Here is a 16,147-nt window from a genome sequence, read left to right as displayed (position 1 = left end):
GTTGTTTACCTGGTTCACCGGCCAGGCCATCGTCTGGGGCCTCGCCGTCATCATGCTCGGCATGGGGATCACGCTCAGCGTCGATGATTTCAACGCTGTCTTGAAAATGCCGCGCGCCATCGCCGTCGGCTACATCGCCCAATACGCGATCATGCCGTTCCTGGGCTGGGCGATCGCCCGCGTGACCAGGCTCCCGGCGCCCTTTGCCGTCGGCCTGATTCTGGTGGCGTGCTGTCCGGGCGGAACGGCGTCGAACGTCGTCACCTACCTCGCCAAAGGCCACGTGGCGTTGTCGGTCCTGATGACGATGTGTTCCACGTTGGGCGCGATCCTCATGACGCCCCTTTTGACGAAAGGGCTGGCCGGGACCTATGTGCCCGTCGATGCGTGGGGACTTTTCCGCAGCACGGTGCAGGTCGTCCTTCTGCCACTCCTGATCGGGCTGGGATTGCATCACGGCGCGCCCCGCGTGGTGAATGCCATTCTTCCCGTCGCGCCGCTGATCTCCGTGGTGACGATTGTGATGATCTGCGCGAGCATTGTGGGCCAGAGCGCGGCCGCGGTGAAACAGTCGGGCGGGCAACTGTTGCTGGCGGTGTTTCTCCTGCACGCGGGAGGATTCGCGCTGGGTTACGCCTTCGCGAAGCTGTTCGGCTACGATCCCATCGTCTGCCGCACGATTTCCATCGAGGTCGGAATGCAGAATTCAGGACTGGGGGTCGTGCTCGCTCAGAAACATTTCGCGGATCCGTTGACGGCGGTGCCGTGCGCGATCTCCGCGACCTTTCATTCGATCATCGGGAGTTTCCTCGCCGGGATCTGGCGGCTAAGGCCGGCGCGTGAATCCTCACGCGAAGCGAACCCCGGCGCTCCTTCAATGTCGAACATCGAACGTTGAACCTGCTGCTACCTGCTGCTGCTTTTTCCGAGACTCGGCGACTCACAGGCGGTCCCCGAACGATCAAGCGCACCGGCCCGGCCCGTCGCCGTGGGGCGAGCGGAACAAGAACTCTTGAATCTCCGCGGCCCATCGAACGGAACGAAGTCATCACCTGATCTGCTCAAGAAAGCCCTCCTCATCAATGTCTGCGTCCCGGAGAGATCCTCGCAAAGTGTGCCGATCAATCTCGTCATAATCCCAGCCGCTGTAATGCAGCACAAACCCTGAGCGCGGGACAGTACGCGACAAAATAACCGTCCTCGCCTTGCTCAAGAATCACTTTGACTTTCAGCGTTGCAGCATACTGTGCAGACCGTGGGATTGACGACAGATCGACCGGAGAACCGTAGCGCAGATTTTCAATCTGCTGTATCGCCGATTTCCAATCGGCAGGACGCCGGCAAGTCCCAGCGTGCTCGGACTGGGAGACGCCCCGCAGAATACAATTCTCCGATACGGCAGAGTGCAACTCTGCGCTACGAGCTTTGTCGTCCATCCCGCGGACCAAGCAGTACGGGCGAGGACCAGCGATTCAACGCCGCCAAACGACCAAGCTGCCCCACAGCCGGGACAGCGCAGCCAAGATACGAAATAGACTCCATGAACTCAAACCGCATGGAAACTGAGACGCTCATCCAGAAGTCAGCCGAGGAGGGACAAATGCAGAACTCAGATCACCCCTGATCCCGTTTCAGCGTTTCGATCTCCGCCACGACTCGGTCCAGTTCTTCCGCGATCGAACGCGGCCCCGCGGCCTGGAACGCATTGACCAGCGCCCGATAGTACCAAAGCGTCCCGGCTTTGCCGCCGCTGTAACGCTCGAAAACGGTTTCGCCGATCTTTCGATACGTCCGAAGCAGGGCCCGGGCGTTGTGCAATTTGTCCGCCGCGGAAACGAGCCGGACGGAATCGCTCGCCTGCGGCAAATGCTCCAGGTAAGCCGTTTTCCGCTCGCGCCACGGCGGGCGCGGCATCGCGTCCGAGTCGGTGCAACCGTGGACGATCTCGGCCACTTTGGCGCCGAAACGCCCGCAAATATCTTCCAGCCGTCCGGGCCCGCCGGCATCCTCCACGGCATCGTGAAGGAGCGCGCCGATGGCTTCCTCCTCCGTGCCGCCATGTTCGAGCACGATGCCGGTGACGCCGAGCAAATGCGCGATGTAGGGCATACCCGTCTTTCGGCGCACCTGACCGGCATGAATCTGGTTGGCGTAGACCAAAGCGGCCTCGAACCGCTCGGAGAAGATGAGTTTCATCGGGAAGCCCTCAATTAACCCCGGTGGAGCGAGGCTCCTGCCGAGGTTTTCCTTCGATGGCATAGGCTCGGCAGCCCGGCAGGAGCCTCGCCCCACCTTCACTGAAGGGAATACGTTTCATCGGCAATCCGCGACGCTGGCGCGAAGTTCATCCGTCCGGGCGGTGAGGAGTTTCATGGGGATCCCCAGCGCGAACACGCAGCCCTCAGGAGTCGAGCATTTGAGGTCCAGGACGGCCCCGATGTGATTCGCCAACTGCTTGCTGATCGCCAGGCCAATGCCGCTTCCTTGTTCCTTGGTCGATTGGCAGGGCTTGAACAGATTGTCTTTGAGGCTCTCGGAGAGGCCCGGTCCTTCGTCCCGGACTTCGCAAAAGACTTCCCCGTTTTCGGATTCCAGGCTGAACGTGACCGCCTTGCCCTTCGGCGTGGCCTGGATGGCGTTCTGGATGAGGTTTTCGAGAATCAGAAAAATCAGGTTGGGGTCGCGGTTGGCCAGCGTGCCTTCCGCGTTCAGCCGCGTTTGAAAGCGGACTCCGGCTTGCTCGGCCAGAGGCGTCACCTTGCCCGCGATCATCTGCACGAGTTCATCCAGCGTGATCTCGTAACGCGCCGTGTCGTTTTGCTCCCGGAGGATGCGGACGACCTCGTTGACGAGGCTTTGCATGCGCCGGGCGGTGGAGACGGCCAATTGCCATTCCGTGTCGCTGGCGGGCCGCGATTCGGCCTTCCGGTTCACCATGAAATGCTGCAGGCCCGACAACGGATTCTTCAGACCGTGGATGAGGTGAGACGTGACGGCGCCAATCGCGGACGCTTTGGCGGCCCAGGTCAGCTCCTGATTTGCTTTAAGCAGATTGGTGGTCCGTTCGACGAGCAACCGGTTGACTCTCTGCAATTGGTGGAACGCCAGGCCCAGGACGATCCCCACGACAAGGCTGCTGCCCACGGTGGCCATGAGCACTTGCGCGAACAAGGTCCGGTCCAGCGCGGCGAGTTCGTCGGCCAGGCTTTCTCCTTCCAATAGAAACTGCGCGATACCTTGAAGGCGCGGTTCGCCCTTCGAATGCAGCGGAACCATGATCTCCAACAAGGGCCGTGTGGTTCGCGGGTCGTCGCCGGGCACCGCAGGCGAAAAGTCGGGCAGACGCACGGAAGGAAGAAAGCGGCTGACGGGTTTGAAGTTTCTCAGTTCATTCAGGTCTTTCTGCGTCAATTGCGCCTCGGAGACATTCGGGGGAAGCGCCGTCTCAAAATTTCCATTCGTGTCGAAAAGCCGGGTGCCCAGGTAACCGCTCAACGGAGAAAGCCGGGTGAGTTCCAGAACGGCTTCGAGTTGGCCGGCTGTTGTTTCCGCCAACGCCATCAACTCTTCGTCCAGGGGATCTTTGAAGGCCTGCTCCAGCCAAAGGGAGTAAAGAAGCCTGGCGTCCCGGCGGATGATGTGTTCCCGGATGCTCTGCCGGAAGAATCGGCTCGCGAGGAAGATCGTGCTGCCCAGGATCGCCAGGGTGAGCACAATGACGACGGCTGGAGCCGTGCGCGCGGCGAACAAGCCGTGGCCGCTCTGTTCTTTGAGTGCACTCACAGTTACGTTAATGCCATAATCAGCAACTCCGGGACCAGCCGGCGGGGTCTATGCCATGCCGGAACTTAACCTGAACCAACCCAGAAACAAACTCGGATCAGACTGGGGAGCATTCAACAGGCAAGCGGCCTTTCGTGCAAGGGCAGGAAGGCGGAGAGTAGCCATTCTCATTTTCTGCCGGGAGCGCCGACATCCTTGTCGGCGAATTCCCGTTATCTTTCAGCAACCCAACACGCCGGCGGGGACGCCGGCGCTCCCAGAGTCGCAAAATGAGAATCGCTGGCCACTCGCCCTACCTGGTTCATGGACGAGGGCATGGCAATCAGACCAAGGACGCTTCCCTGAACTGAAGGTAGGGCGAGTCTGTCCTCAGCGAGCCGATCCGGACGTGTTCCAAGCGCGTGGAGCGGCTCGCCGAGACGGGCTCGCCCTACCTTCAGCAATCCGACGAACTGTGCAGTCCGTGGGATAAGCTACAGCGCTTGGTTATTGGACGCCGCGTTCCCCCTCACCCTGGCCCTCTCGCTCAGGGAGAGGGAATCCTGCGCCGGCGTATCGACCGATCCGCCACGCTCAGAGCGTGTCCGAAAATTGCGCGGGGTCCTGCGGCGAGGGATTTTGGCTGTGGCCAAGGCGGCGAGGTCCGAGCATCCCCAACGCGGGCTGTAAGGACCGAGCCAACGCAGGCCACGGACAAAAGACCCGCCGCCCGGAGGGTTTTCGCGCCAAAGGCCGCCTGGCTTCGTTGCTCCTCAGTCGAAGATCCAGGGAGGATATTCTCCTTCGCTGCGCCTCGCCATCCGGCCTTTGGCGCGAGAACAGGACCCCGCGGAATTTTCGGACACGCTCTCAGCTTGTTGGAGTGCGGCGAACGATTCTCCCTCTCCCCAAGGGAGAGGGCCGGGGTGAGGGGGAAGAAAGTGTCGCCTATCCTGCGGTCTCCTCAGAAGGTTATCCGAGCAATTGCAGGGCGGCGATGGGGACGGCGTTGGCCTGGGCGAGCATAGCGGTGCCGGATTGCACCAGAATGTTCTGTTTCGCAAACTCCGTGCTCTCATCCGCTACGTCGACGTCCTTGATCCGGCTGTTCGCGGCGGACAAGTTCTGATTCAGAATGGTCAATTGCTCGCTGGTCAGATTCAACCGCTGGATATTTGCACCCACCAACGCCCGCATGTTCGCCAACGCCTGGATGGCGGTCTTGATTTGGTTCAAGGCCGAGTACGCTGCCGTCGAAGTCGAGATCGAAATGCCGCTGTAAGCGTTGAGCACCCCGGTGGAGGTCGCTCCGGTCAGATTGGCGGCGTTCACGCCGAAGGTCACCGCGTCGCTGTCGAGGGTGATGCTCAGCCCCGAAGCGTCAAACAAGCTCACGCCGTTAAACTGCTTGCCCGTGATGTCGCTGACGTAACTCTGCAACTGCGTGAATTCAGACTGGTAGTTGGAGAGATCGGAGTTGGTCTTGGTGGCGTCTTGGGCCAGGACCGACAATTCGCTCATCCTATCCAGGGATTTCTGAACTTTCTGGAGGAACCCGTCCTGGGTCTGGCTGAACGAGACCGCGTTCTGAATGTTGCTGTTCGCGGCGACGTTGCGGTTGATCTGCGCGTCGAATTTGATGGATTGAGCCAGGCCCGCGGCGTCATCTTCGGGGGAAACCAGGCGTGATCCGGAAGAGAGCCGCGCGAGCGACTTGGCGAGCCGCGCCGCCGATACGTCCAGCAAACGCGCAGAATGCGTTGCGGACACATTTGTGTTGATCACGAGAGGCATAAGACAAATCCGTTTGTCTTTTGTTCCTGCTACAACGACATCCGTGTCGTCGGAACCAACCTCCACGGTTGGTTCTCCAGCCTGACCTCCCACCCCTAATCTGATGCCAGGTACCGGTACTATCGGCAGTCCCCGAAGAAACTTTAGGTCGTACAGCAATAAAGTCCGGATTCTGAACAGAAGGTAAAAAGGTAAGGACGCGTTCCACCGCGTCCCTGATATCCCCAGCGCGTTGGTTGAAGCGAGGGCGAAGGACGAGAAAACCGGAAACCTCGGGAGTTCCACTGTGGCTTCCCTGGCCAGCCCTCCGCTTCCAGGGTTGATTGGGGACGCAGTGGAATGCGCCCCTACCGCTCATGGGAAGACATGGCTGGGTCTAAACTCCGATGGACCGCCGAGTTTCCCTGATCTCGATCGAGAGGTTCAGTTCCGGATGCAAATCCTCCAGCAGAAATTTCCAGACCCGAGCCGAAGCCAGCAAATCCGGGTCGCGCAACGGTAGCATGGCCGCGACTTGCCGGGCAATCCCCGGATCGTGGCAGAGGCGATACAGTCGTCTCCAATCTTCCGTCCCGCCGCGCTGGATGAGGTTGAGATACGTCAGCGGCGTGAAGCCCTCGGTGCTTCGGTCCGGATTCATGATTCAAAAAACCCCGCGTCCAACGCACCGGGAAGTTGATGGTTCAGTTCGCGTTTGATCAAGAGCCGCCCGAAACGCCGGCAAATCTCGGCGTCGAAACTCCAATGCGTGTACGGCGAGCGCAGACCGCGATACGATCCCAACGGCACCGCCGGCAAATCCAGCGGCTGAATCTCGCAAGCCTCGGCGAAACGGGTCGCAGGCGTTTGTCCTCCGGCGCCGACGCCGTAAGTGCAATTCAAATACCCGAGCGCATTCAACGTGGAATCTTGATCCAGCTTCGAGGCCAGCGCGACGAAATCCACGTAATCGCGCGTGGCGCGGCGCTCCGTCATCAAGAACGCTTTGATCCGAATCATCTCCCGGACGGTCGGGACGGACAGGCCCTGGACGCAGGCGGTTTGGATCGGCACGTCGCGCCGGCTCTGGCGCACGCCGAGCTCGATGCCGCAGCGTTGGCCCAGAATGAAATTCGGAGGGTTCCTGCGCAGTGTCGTCCAACCGTCCCAGGACTCGAGGTTTTGCGCCGCGTCCTCGAAACGCTCCGCAAGCGATGGACTGACGCAATCCACGTCCAGCGAAAACCGATGATCGCAATGCACGGCGGCGGCGGTTCCGCCGATGACGATCAGCCTCAGTTCCGGGAGCCGTGCTTGCAGCGCCAGCGCTTGCTCGATGACTTTAGAAAACAGCGGCTCATCCACGCGGTGAAAAATAGGCGCCGCAGGGACGAAAACCAATCCAAATTGGAATGCGCGCAGCGTCCTGCCTAGAGCGGAGGGTGACCGGTAATCAGTATTCAGTGATCAGTGATCGGTCGGATCGGTCGAGAGCGCCGAAAAAGCTGCTTCCGATTCCGGCGTGATTCGGGTAAGAGTGGGGCAACATCTCGTCGTACCATGCATATTAACACCTCTCCCCTCTTGCCAACGACCTCCTTCCGGCTTCTCTACTCTGCGCAAGAATGGTCGCCGTTCCGCCAGGCTTTGGAGTGCGCCAGTCTCCTGGCGCTTCCGATCCGCCAGGTCGGTCCAAAGGCGGCAGAGGACTGCCGCACTCCAAGACGCTGGCGCGTCAAAGCTCGCTCCTTTCCGCTCACTGCGCCTGCACGCGATCCACGACTCTTGCGTGCCTCCGACGACGGTAGGGCGAGCCTGTCCCCAGCGAGCCGAGTTGGACGTGTTCCCGGCACGTCGAGCGGCTCGCCGGGACGGACTCACCCTGCCTGGTTCATGGGACGAGAACATGGTCCGAGAACCGCGGAAGTTCCCTGGGGACACCGCAGGTTCATGGTCGCGACGACTGTTTTCCTAATCTGGCTTGCGGGCGTGGCCTCTGCGTTTGCGCAACCGGTGATTGCGGTCCAACCGACGAACGCTTCCGTGAGCCTCGGCGCGAACGCGACGTTCCGCGTGGAAATCGATCCGACTTCTCTGCCGGTCACTTACCAATGGCAGAAGGGTGGAGCAGCCCTTTCCGGCGCGACGGCCCAAAGCTTGACCGTTACGAACGTTCAGGCTTCTCATGCCGGAACCTATACCGTGACCATCCGTAACTCGTCCGGCTCCGTCACCAGCGCCCCGGCAGTGCTCTCGGTGGATCCCTCCTTCACCAAGATCATGACCGGACCGATCGTGGCGGAAGGCGGCATCTCCGTGGCTTGCGCGTTGGGAGATTACAACAACGACGGATGGATGGATCTCTACGTCGTTCGCGGGAGCGTGCTGCAAAGCGCGCGCAATCAACTGTTCAGGAACAACGGCGACGGCACCTTCTCCGAGATCACGACGGGAAATCTCGTGACCTCCACCAACAATTCCCTCGGCGCGAGCTGGGCCGATTACGATAATGACGGCAACCTCGACCTGTTTGTCGCTCGCGCCCTGGGCCAGACCAACGCGCTCCACCGAAACCTGGGCGACGGCGCATTTGCCAGCGTAACGGACACGCCGTTCACCACCCGAGGCGGCAAGACGCAATCGGGCACGTGGGCGGACTTCGACGGGGATGGTTTTCTTGACTTGTGGTTAACGGCGAGGGATTCGAGTCAGAATTCCCTTCACCAGTATCTGGGCAATGGCCGGTTCATCAAAATCACGCGCGGCCTGATCACGACCATCCCCAGTGGAAACTTTCGCCCCGGCGTCTGGGCGGATTACAACAACGACGGGCGACCCGACCTGTTTTTGAATTACTTCCTCAGCCAGCAGAATCTCTTCTTCCGCAATGAAGGCGACGGCAATTTTTCGCAAGTGCTCGATGCCACCGTGATACGCGGGGACGCCGGCAACCGCGGCGCGGCCTGGGGCGATTTCGACAACGACGGCAACCTGGATTTGTTCGTAGGTAATGCGCTCGCTCGGGGCAATCAACTCTTCCGCAACAACGGCAACGGCACGTTCCGGCGGATGCCGCCGGATTTGTTGGAAGGCGCAGCGTCCAATGCCGCGTACCCGGCTTGGGCCGATTACGACAACGACGGCTTCCTGGACCTTTTCGTTCCCAACGGCGAACAGACCGGCGAAAACAACGCGCTGTATCACAATCGGGGCGACGGGAACTTTGACCGCGTTCAGACGGGCAGCCCGGCCAATGACGGCGGGCATTCCGTCGCTTGCGGCTGGGCGGATTTTGACAACGACGGGTTCCTGGACCTGTTTGTTGGAAACCTCCGCGATGAGAAGAATTTCCTCTACCGAAACAACGGCAACACCAATCACTGGCTCAAGTTCAGGCTGATCGGCACGACTTCCAACCGCTCCGCCATTGGCGCGAAAGTCCGTCTCACCGCCACCTACCGGGGCGCGCTCCGGACGCAGATGCGCGAAATCAACAATGGGAACGGACACAACGGAGGTGAGTTGATCGCGCACTTCGGGCTGGGCGAAGCGCGTCTGGCCGAGACCGTGCGCATCGAATGGCCGTCCGGCAAGGTCGATGAAATGAAAAGCGTGCCGGCGGATCAATTCCTGACCGTGACGGAAACTGGCGGCGATCTGCCCTTCGCCATCAAAACGAACCCCAAAGACCAGGTCGCGGGTCTGGGCGAATCAGGAATCCTTCACGTGACCTTCACCGGCCCGTCAGGAATCTCGGTTCAATGGCTGCGGGATGGCAAGCCCCTGGCCGGAGAGACCAACAAAATTCTGACCCTCAATTCCGTGCAACGCGAGCATGCGGCCAATTACAGCGCGATCCTCACCAGCGCCGGAGTGTCACTGACCAGCCGCGTGGCGCGGTTGATTATCGATCCTTTCTCGCGCGTGCCGGGCGCTGTCTCCGAGCTCGGCGGCTCCCGCGGGAGCGCCTGGGCGGACTACGACAAAGACGGGGATCTCGATTTGCTGGCGTGGAACGGCGGGGCCACCGGCAAGGCCAATTACCTGTTCCGCAACGATGGCGCCGCCGGATTCACGCGCGTCACTCAGGGCGCGCTGGCGACCGATGCCAGCGACCATCATTCCGCCGTGTGGGCTGATTTCGACAACGACGGCAGCCTGGACCTCTTCACCGCCAACAACGACGGCGACGCGAACGACCTGTTTCGCAACAACGGCGACGGCACCTTCACCCGCGCCGGCGAAGGCACGGAAGCGACCGACTTTGCCGGGTTCGGTGGCGCGGCCTGGGCGGATTATGATGCCGACGGTTTTGTGGATCTATTCGTTGCCAACGCCCGAGGGTTGCCCCATGCGCTCTACCGCAATCTCGGCAAGGCGCCCTTTTCGCGCGTGGCCACCGGGGCAATCGTCGAGACGGGCGGCGATTCCCGGGGCGCGGCGTGGTCGGATTATGATAATGACGGGAAGATCGATCTCGTCGTGGCGACCGGCGACGGCAAGAATTTCCTGTTCCGCAATCTCGGCAACGGCAATTTCGAGGCCGACTCCCGAAGCACCATCACGACGGGCGGCTCGGTGGGCGCCGCGTGGGGAGATTACGACAACGACGGATTGCAGGATCTGCTGCTCGCGAGCGACGTGGAGACGAACACCCTCTATCACAATGATGGCAACGGCGTGTTCACCGAGGTGTTCGTTCCCGCTCTGGCTTCCAATGGCATCGCCTCACTCGGCGCCACGTGGGGAGACTACGACAATGACGGACGGCTGGACATCTTTGTGGCGGGCAGCGGCCGGAACGCGCTCTATCGCAACCTTGGAAACGACGTGTTTGCCTTCGTGTTCGATTCTCAGGTCGTGCCCGTCGAAGGCGCCACTTTCCAGTGCAGTTTTGCCGACTTCGATAATGACGGGTTCCTGGACCTGTTTCTCGCCAACGGCGGGCATGTGCTGGATGTGCCCAACACGCTTTTCCGAAATAATGGAAACAACAACCGCTGGGCAAAGTTCAGACTCGCCGGCACCAAAGCCAATCGCGCGGGAATCGGAGCGAAGATTCGAGCACAGGCCCGCATCGGTGGCGCGAACGTAACGCAGCTCCGGGAGATCACCGGTGGCGATGGCTATGGAAACTCTCAGCCGCTCGAGGCTCATTTTGGCCTCGGTGACGCGGAGCGCATCGACGTCCTGAGAATCGAATGGCCGTCTGGGAGAACGCAAGAACTCCGGAACGTCGCCATCAACCAAATCCATACCATCACTGAGCCAGGGGATGCCCCGCAGCTCACCGTGGCGAAAGTGGGCGCGAGTTTGAATTTCAGCCTGACGGGCGGGCCGGGGGCGTCGTATCGCATCGAGGTTTCCGCGGACCTCAGGAATTGGTCCGCGTTGACGACCGTGACGATCGCGGCCGCGGGCGGAAGCGCTACTTTCACCGATCCGATTGCCGCCGGCCAACCCGCGCGTTTCTACCGCGCGGTGCGGATGTGAGCGGAACAGACGCAGTTTCTCGCTATGCACTGGAGAACGTCTTGCATCTCTTTGGAATCGTTCCCCTTCTTATCGCGATTTCGACGGCGAGCTACCAGGCCGCTGATTGGGTTTCTAAGGCTAATGTTGTCCTGGTGATTCTATGCGAACACGGCGGATTTCGCGTGCTGGACGACTGTTAACTCCGACGGCCATCTGGAAATCTGGTTTCACCCTGATCGAGCTGCTCGTCGTTATTGCGATTATCGCCATCTTAGCCGGGATGCTCTTGCCTGCACTGCAACGAGCCAAAGCAAAGGTTAATTCGATCAAATGCAGAAGCAATGTGCGCCAATTGGGTCTCCAATTGACTCTATATGTTAACGACTACAGCACATATCCCTCGAATCCTTACGTGTTGACAAATCTGGTTGGGACATCCGCTGGACTAATGAGATACACTGGTGGAATGGCCCAAGGACACGAAGAGCAAGGCATAAAGCGGTGCCCGACTCGTGTTTATCCTCCCAGCACAGGTGGTCCAGCAGTGTCCGTCAGCGGTTTCACCTCCTATGGTTACAATGGTTACGGCTACATTGGCTCCGAAGCTCCGCCTTTGCGCAAGAGCCTTGGCCTCGGAGGAGGAGCGAACGGAAGCGAGTACCGTTCCTTGAGAGAAAACGAGGTGCGCGTTCCGGCCGACATGATAGCCCTTGGGGATAACTTCGCCCTCTTGCCGAGATCTAGTCGCAGCGATTTCCCCGTGGATACGGTGATGGAGTCCTCTGGTGGGTTGAATCGACAGGAATCATCCGGAGCTCGCGGTGTTGGCGTCGTGCATGCGGTCACACAAGCCGCGGCGCGGCATCAGAGCAAGGGCAACGTTGCGTTTTGCGACGGCCACATCGAGCCCTTAACGTTCCGGAGGCTGTTTTTGGATCGCGACGACGCGTCCCTTCGCCGATGGAATAGGGATAACGAACCGCACCGATAGAACTCGGCTCAGGCGTGGAAGTGCGTTGTCAGTACCAAGAACCCCTTCGCGTCCGATTCACCGATTCAAGGCTGTCGCACCTTGCGCCGCGCTGCGCAGATCTCCCGCACGATGGCCGCGTTCTCACCGACTTGATCGCCAAACTCCTGGTACATCCCCACGATCAACGCGTCTCCGGGTTTGATATTGCTCAGCGCGGTTGCCAAGCACCGGCGAACTTCCGCGGGATTTCCGATGCGCCACCCGGCGGTGAGGACTTTGTACACCAGACAGGGCTTGCGGGTTTGCTGGACAACCTTGAACATCCGCGGCGGATCGGAAGGCAGGTAAATTCCGCCCAGCGGCAGGTCCGGGCCGAGCAGTTTGACATATTCCTCCCGGTTGCGGGTGCGGTAGTAAAGGCAACACATGTAGTAGTCCACGTCCCAGCCCTTTTCTTCGGCCAACTCGACGAGGGCCGGGTTGTGCGCGGAAAGGCCGACCAGGACGCCCGTGTCGCGCATACGCTTGAGCAGTCCGGTCAAGATGTCGAATTTCTTTTCGCGATACAGCCGATCGGCTAAAGAACCGTGCGGCGCGATGCCGAGAGGTTTGCGCCGGGCGGTGTCTTCGATCAGGTGAGGTTTCTGGTCCCAATCCGGATTGCCAAGGCGAGGGAGACGGCCTCCTGGGCGCGAGCCACCAATCCAGCCGGCAACCTCCGCTGCCATTGACGGATTTCAGAGGCAGGTCATGCGAAAATATCCGCGACGGCAAGTCCACGTCGAGGCTGGATTCCGGACCGTGTAAACGCCAAATGAGACTTGCTGCGTTCCTGCGTTCCCTCGTTCTGCGCTTCCGAATGCAGTGAGGATCGTGTTACACTCACGCCATGGCGCACCGGATCGAGAAAACCTGGAAACAGAAACTGATCTCAGCCATTCCCTTCGGCCTTGGCCAGACCAAACCCCGCCATTTCCGCGACATGGCCAAGGTCGTCTGGAAGAACCGCGATAATCTCGGCTACGCCTGGAAAGTCCTGAGTCAGGGCGTGTGCGACGGCTGCGCGCTGGGCGTCGCCGGTTTCCACGATTGGACGATCCAAGGGGTCCATCTCTGCATGACGCGGCTGAATTTGCTGCGGTTGAATACCATGCCCGCGCTCGATCCCCGGTTGTTGTCCGATCTCTCGAACCTGAAATCCCTGGACAACGCGCAACTTCGCGAGTTGGGCCGCCTGCCCTATCCGATGCTTCGCGAGCGCGGGGCGGGAGGTTTTCGCCGCGTATCTTGGGACGAAGCCATTGAGCGCATCGCCAACCGCATTCGCGCGAGCCATCCCCGGCGCATCGCCTTCTACGTCACCTCCCGGGGCGTGACCAACGAAGTTTATTACATGGCGCAAAAAGTCGCGCGTTTCCTGGGCACAAACAATGTCGATAACGCGGCACGGCTCTGCCATTCGCCGTCCACGGGCGCGATGAAGTACGCGCTCGGCGTCGCCGCCAGCACGTGCAGTTACAAGGACTGGTATGGAACCGATCTCATTGTTTTCTTCGGCGCCAATCCGGCCAACGATCAACCGGTCACCACCAAATATCTTCACGAAGCCAAACGCCTCGGGACCAAGATCGTTGCGGTCAATCCGTACCGGGAACCAGGCATGGAACGTTACTGGGTGCCCTCCACGACGAAGAGCGCGCTCTTTGGCACCGATCTCATGGATTATTGGTTTCCCGTTACGACAGGTGGTGACATCGCTTTTCTTTACGGGACGTTGAAGATTCTCCTCGCGCACAATTGGGTGGACGGCAGTTTCATCGAGAAACACACGGAAGGCATCGAGGCGCTCAAACAACAAGTGCAAGCTTTGGATTGGGCGACGCTCGAGAAATCTTCCGGCCTTAACTGGCGCAGCATGGAGGAATTCGCGCATCTCATCCGCGACGCGAAAAACGCGGTTTTTGTCTGGAGCATGGGGATCACGCAGCATGCCTTCGGCGGCGACGCGGTCTCCATGATTTTGAATCTGGGATTGGCGCGCGGCTATGTCGGACGGGACAAATGCGGGATCGTGCCGATCCGCGGCCATTCCAGCGTCCAGGGCGGCGCCGAGATGGGCGCGTACGCCACGGTCTTTCCCGGGGGCAAACCCATCAACGCCGCCAATGCTGCGACGCTCTCCACGCTCTACGGTTTTCCAATCCCGGATTGGATTGGCCTCACCGCCACGGAGATGGTCGAAACCTCCGCCCGTGGCGGACTGGATTTGCTATTTTGTCTTGGAGGCAATTTTCTCCGGACGTTGCCCGAACCCGACTACGTGGCCAAAGCGATGTCGAATGTGCCCTTGCGCGTCCATCAAGACATTATTCTCACGGATCAGATGTTCCTGGACGCAAAAGAGGACGTGATTCTGCTTCCGGCAAAGACTCGCTACGAACAAGACGGCGGCGGCACCGAAACCACCACCGAACGCCGCATCATCTTCAGCCCGGAAATCCCGCGTCAGGTCGGAGAAGCCCGGGCCGAATGGCAAATCTTGCGCGACATCGCCGCCGCGGCTTATCCGGAGCGCGCGCATCTCTTGGGTTGCGAAACCGGCCAGGCGATGCGGGAGGAAATTGCGAGAATCGTCCCCACTTATGATGGCGTGCAGAACCTGAAGAAGACCGGCGACGCGATTCAGTACGGCGGCCCGCATCTTTGCGCGGATGGAAAGTTCGCGACCTCGGACGGCAAAGCACACTTCCGCGTGGTCCCGTTGCCTCCATCCTCAATTCATCCGCCGAGTTCCTCGCCTGACAGAGAATTTGATGGCCAATCGCCAATCGCCAATCGCCAATTCTTGGTCTCGACACGCCGCGGCAAACAGTTCAACTCGCTTCTCTACGACGAAATCGATCCCATCACGGGCGCTGCGCGTGATGCGGTGTTCATGAACCCAGAGGATGCAGCCGCCTTGCGCTGCAAAAACGCCGACCGGATCGCTTTGATCAACGATCTTGGGCGTTTTGAAGGCCGCGTTTTCCTGGCTCCGATTGCGCGAGGCAACCTTCAGATTCATTGGCCGGAAGGGAACGTTTTGATCAAGCGCGGCCTGACGGACGCGCTCGGTGGGGTGCCGGATTACAACGCCTGCGTCAGTATCGAGCGATTGAGTCCATGATCGACCTGCCCTTGGAACCGAATGTCGGAGGTAGGGCGAGCCTGTCCCCAGCGAGCCGAGTCGGACGTGTCACGGATCTCACAGATAAAACCGCGTCCGCGTCCGAGATCGCTCCACGTCTGATCCCGTGAGCACTTCCAGTCGCATGCACTCATCCCAAGACGACGCAACTGCGCCCGTCCAACTTTGGAGCGTTGAGGCGGGCCGCAAACCGGTCGAGAAATCCGACGCCGTGGCCCGGGAAGAACCGCTCGAAATCCGCGTGCGCGGGCAGCGAGTGACTGTCACGATGCGCACGCCCGGTGAAGACGAGGAACTCGCCGTCGGATTCTTGCTCACCGAAGGCATCATCAAGACGCGCGAGGAGGTCCTCGAAGTGGCGCATTGCGTGCAGGGGGAAGCAGCCGCCAAACGCAACGTTCTGAACGTATTTCTGGCTCCCACTGTGGAAGTGGATTTCGGGCGGTTGACCCGGCACGTGTCGGCAACCTCCAGTTGCGGCGTGTGCGGCAAAACCTCGATCGAATCCGTCCACCAGCATTTCCCGCCTGTGCGAAGCGAGATCAGCGTCGCCGCCGCGATCTTGTGCCAATTGCCCGATCGTCTGCGGGCCGCGCAGGAGACCTTTCGGCAAACCGGCGGACTGCACGCCGCCGGGATTTTCGACCGCCAGGGCATGCTGATCGGACTGCGCGAGGACATAGGACGGCATAATGCCGTGGATAAGGTCGTGGGCGCCGGCTGCCTCAACGGCCATTTGCCGTTCGACTCGCACATACTGCTGGTCAGCGGACGCGCGTCGTTTGAAATCATGCAGAAGGCCCTGGCGGCCCGGATCCCGATCGTGGCCGCCGTTTCCGCTCCTTCCAGTCTGGCGGTGGAGTTTGCCCAGGAAAGCGGCCAGACGCTCATCGGATTTCTCCGGGGAAAGAACTTAAACGTCTATTCGCGTTCCGAGCGCATCAGATGACGGAATTCATGCGGCTAACATGAGAACT

General features: G+C 60.4%; 11 protein-coding genes. 5 read left to right on the top strand and 6 right to left on the bottom strand.

Annotation, left to right across the window (positions count from 1 at the left end):
* Positions 1-898: bile acid:sodium symporter family protein (locus FJ398_17540; protein MBM3839733.1), on the top strand; the 898-nt coding region annotated here is incomplete at its 5' end.
* 716 nt (positions 899-1,614) lie between these two features.
* Here the strand turns inward: FJ398_17540 and FJ398_17535 are convergent.
* From FJ398_17535 to FJ398_17515, 5 genes are all read right to left on the bottom strand, one after another.
* Positions 1,615-2,187, bottom strand: a complete 573-nt coding sequence (locus tag FJ398_17535; GenBank protein MBM3839732.1) for an HD domain-containing protein — start codon at positions 2,185-2,187, stop codon at positions 1,615-1,617.
* A 126-nt stretch (positions 2,188-2,313) separates the two neighbouring features.
* A complete protein-coding gene (locus FJ398_17530) occupies positions 2,314-3,783 on the bottom strand; it encodes a HAMP domain-containing histidine kinase (protein ID MBM3839731.1) in 1,470 nt (489 codons plus the stop codon).
* Positions 3,784-4,734: 951 nt separating this feature from the next.
* Positions 4,735-5,556, bottom strand: a complete 822-nt coding sequence (locus tag FJ398_17525) for a flagellin (GenBank protein ID MBM3839730.1) — start codon at positions 5,554-5,556, stop codon at positions 4,735-4,737.
* A gap of 376 nt (positions 5,557-5,932) precedes the next feature.
* Positions 5,933-6,196 (bottom strand): hypothetical protein, encoded by a 264-nt coding sequence (locus FJ398_17520; protein MBM3839729.1) that lies wholly within the window; start codon positions 6,194-6,196, stop codon positions 5,933-5,935.
* A complete protein-coding gene (locus tag FJ398_17515) occupies positions 6,193-6,900 on the bottom strand; it encodes a nucleotidyl transferase AbiEii/AbiGii toxin family protein (protein MBM3839728.1) in 708 nt (235 codons plus the stop codon). The genes FJ398_17520 and FJ398_17515 overlap by 4 nt, the downstream gene beginning before the upstream one ends.
* 195 nt (positions 6,901-7,095) lie before the next feature.
* On the opposite strand from FJ398_17515, the gene FJ398_17510 reads away from it, so the two are divergent.
* Together FJ398_17510 and FJ398_17505 are read left to right on the top strand one after the other, a co-directional pair.
* On the top strand, positions 7,096-11,028 hold the full coding sequence (locus FJ398_17510; GenBank protein ID MBM3839727.1) for a hypothetical protein: 3,933 nt from the start codon (positions 7,096-7,098) through the stop codon (positions 11,026-11,028).
* A 142-nt stretch (positions 11,029-11,170) separates the two neighbouring features.
* Complete coding sequence (locus FJ398_17505) at positions 11,171-12,001, top strand: prepilin-type N-terminal cleavage/methylation domain-containing protein (protein ID MBM3839726.1); 831 nt, start codon at positions 11,171-11,173, stop codon at positions 11,999-12,001.
* 65 nt (positions 12,002-12,066) lie between these two features.
* Here FJ398_17505 and FJ398_17500 read toward each other — a convergent pair whose 3' ends face one another.
* Complete coding sequence (locus FJ398_17500) at positions 12,067-12,711, bottom strand: hypothetical protein (protein ID MBM3839725.1); 645 nt, start codon at positions 12,709-12,711, stop codon at positions 12,067-12,069.
* 161 nt (positions 12,712-12,872) lie between these two features.
* Here FJ398_17500 and FJ398_17495 point away from each other — a divergent pair, with 161 nt between their 5' ends.
* Both FJ398_17495 and fdhD read left to right on the top strand, forming a co-directional pair.
* Positions 12,873-15,149 (top strand): FdhF/YdeP family oxidoreductase, encoded by a 2,277-nt coding sequence (locus FJ398_17495; GenBank protein MBM3839724.1) that lies wholly within the window; start codon positions 12,873-12,875, stop codon positions 15,147-15,149.
* 145 nt (positions 15,150-15,294) lie between these two features.
* A complete protein-coding gene (gene fdhD / locus FJ398_17490) occupies positions 15,295-16,119 on the top strand; it encodes a formate dehydrogenase accessory sulfurtransferase FdhD (protein MBM3839723.1) in 825 nt (274 codons plus the stop codon).
* Positions 16,120-16,147: the final 28 nt, after the last annotated feature.

This window comes from Verrucomicrobiota bacterium, from assembly GCA_016871535.1.
GTDB lineage: Bacteria > Verrucomicrobiota > Verrucomicrobiia > Limisphaerales > SIBE01 > VHCZ01.
This window is presented reverse-complemented; position numbering and strand designations above follow the sequence as displayed.

What these genes read in the sequence shown, in the direction of transcription:
- FJ398_17525 (MBM3839730.1), bottom strand. Translation starts at nt 5,556, where the DNA reads ATGCCTCTCGTGATCAACACAAATGTGTCCGCAACGCATTCTGCGCGT.
- FJ398_17520 (MBM3839729.1), bottom strand. Translation starts at nt 6,196, where the DNA reads ATGAATCCGGACCGAAGCACCGAGGGCTTCACGCCGCTGACGTATCTC.
- FJ398_17510 (MBM3839727.1), top strand. Translation starts at nt 7,096, where the DNA reads ATGCATATTAACACCTCTCCCCTCTTGCCAACGACCTCCTTCCGGCTT.
- FJ398_17505 (MBM3839726.1), top strand. Translation starts at nt 11,171, where the DNA reads ATGCGAACACGGCGGATTTCGCGTGCTGGACGACTGTTAACTCCGACG.
- FJ398_17500 (MBM3839725.1), bottom strand. Translation starts at nt 12,711, where the DNA reads ATGGCAGCGGAGGTTGCCGGCTGGATTGGTGGCTCGCGCCCAGGAGGC.
- FJ398_17495 (MBM3839724.1), top strand. Translation starts at nt 12,873, where the DNA reads ATGGCGCACCGGATCGAGAAAACCTGGAAACAGAAACTGATCTCAGCC.
- fdhD (MBM3839723.1), top strand. Translation starts at nt 15,295, where the DNA reads ATGCACTCATCCCAAGACGACGCAACTGCGCCCGTCCAACTTTGGAGC.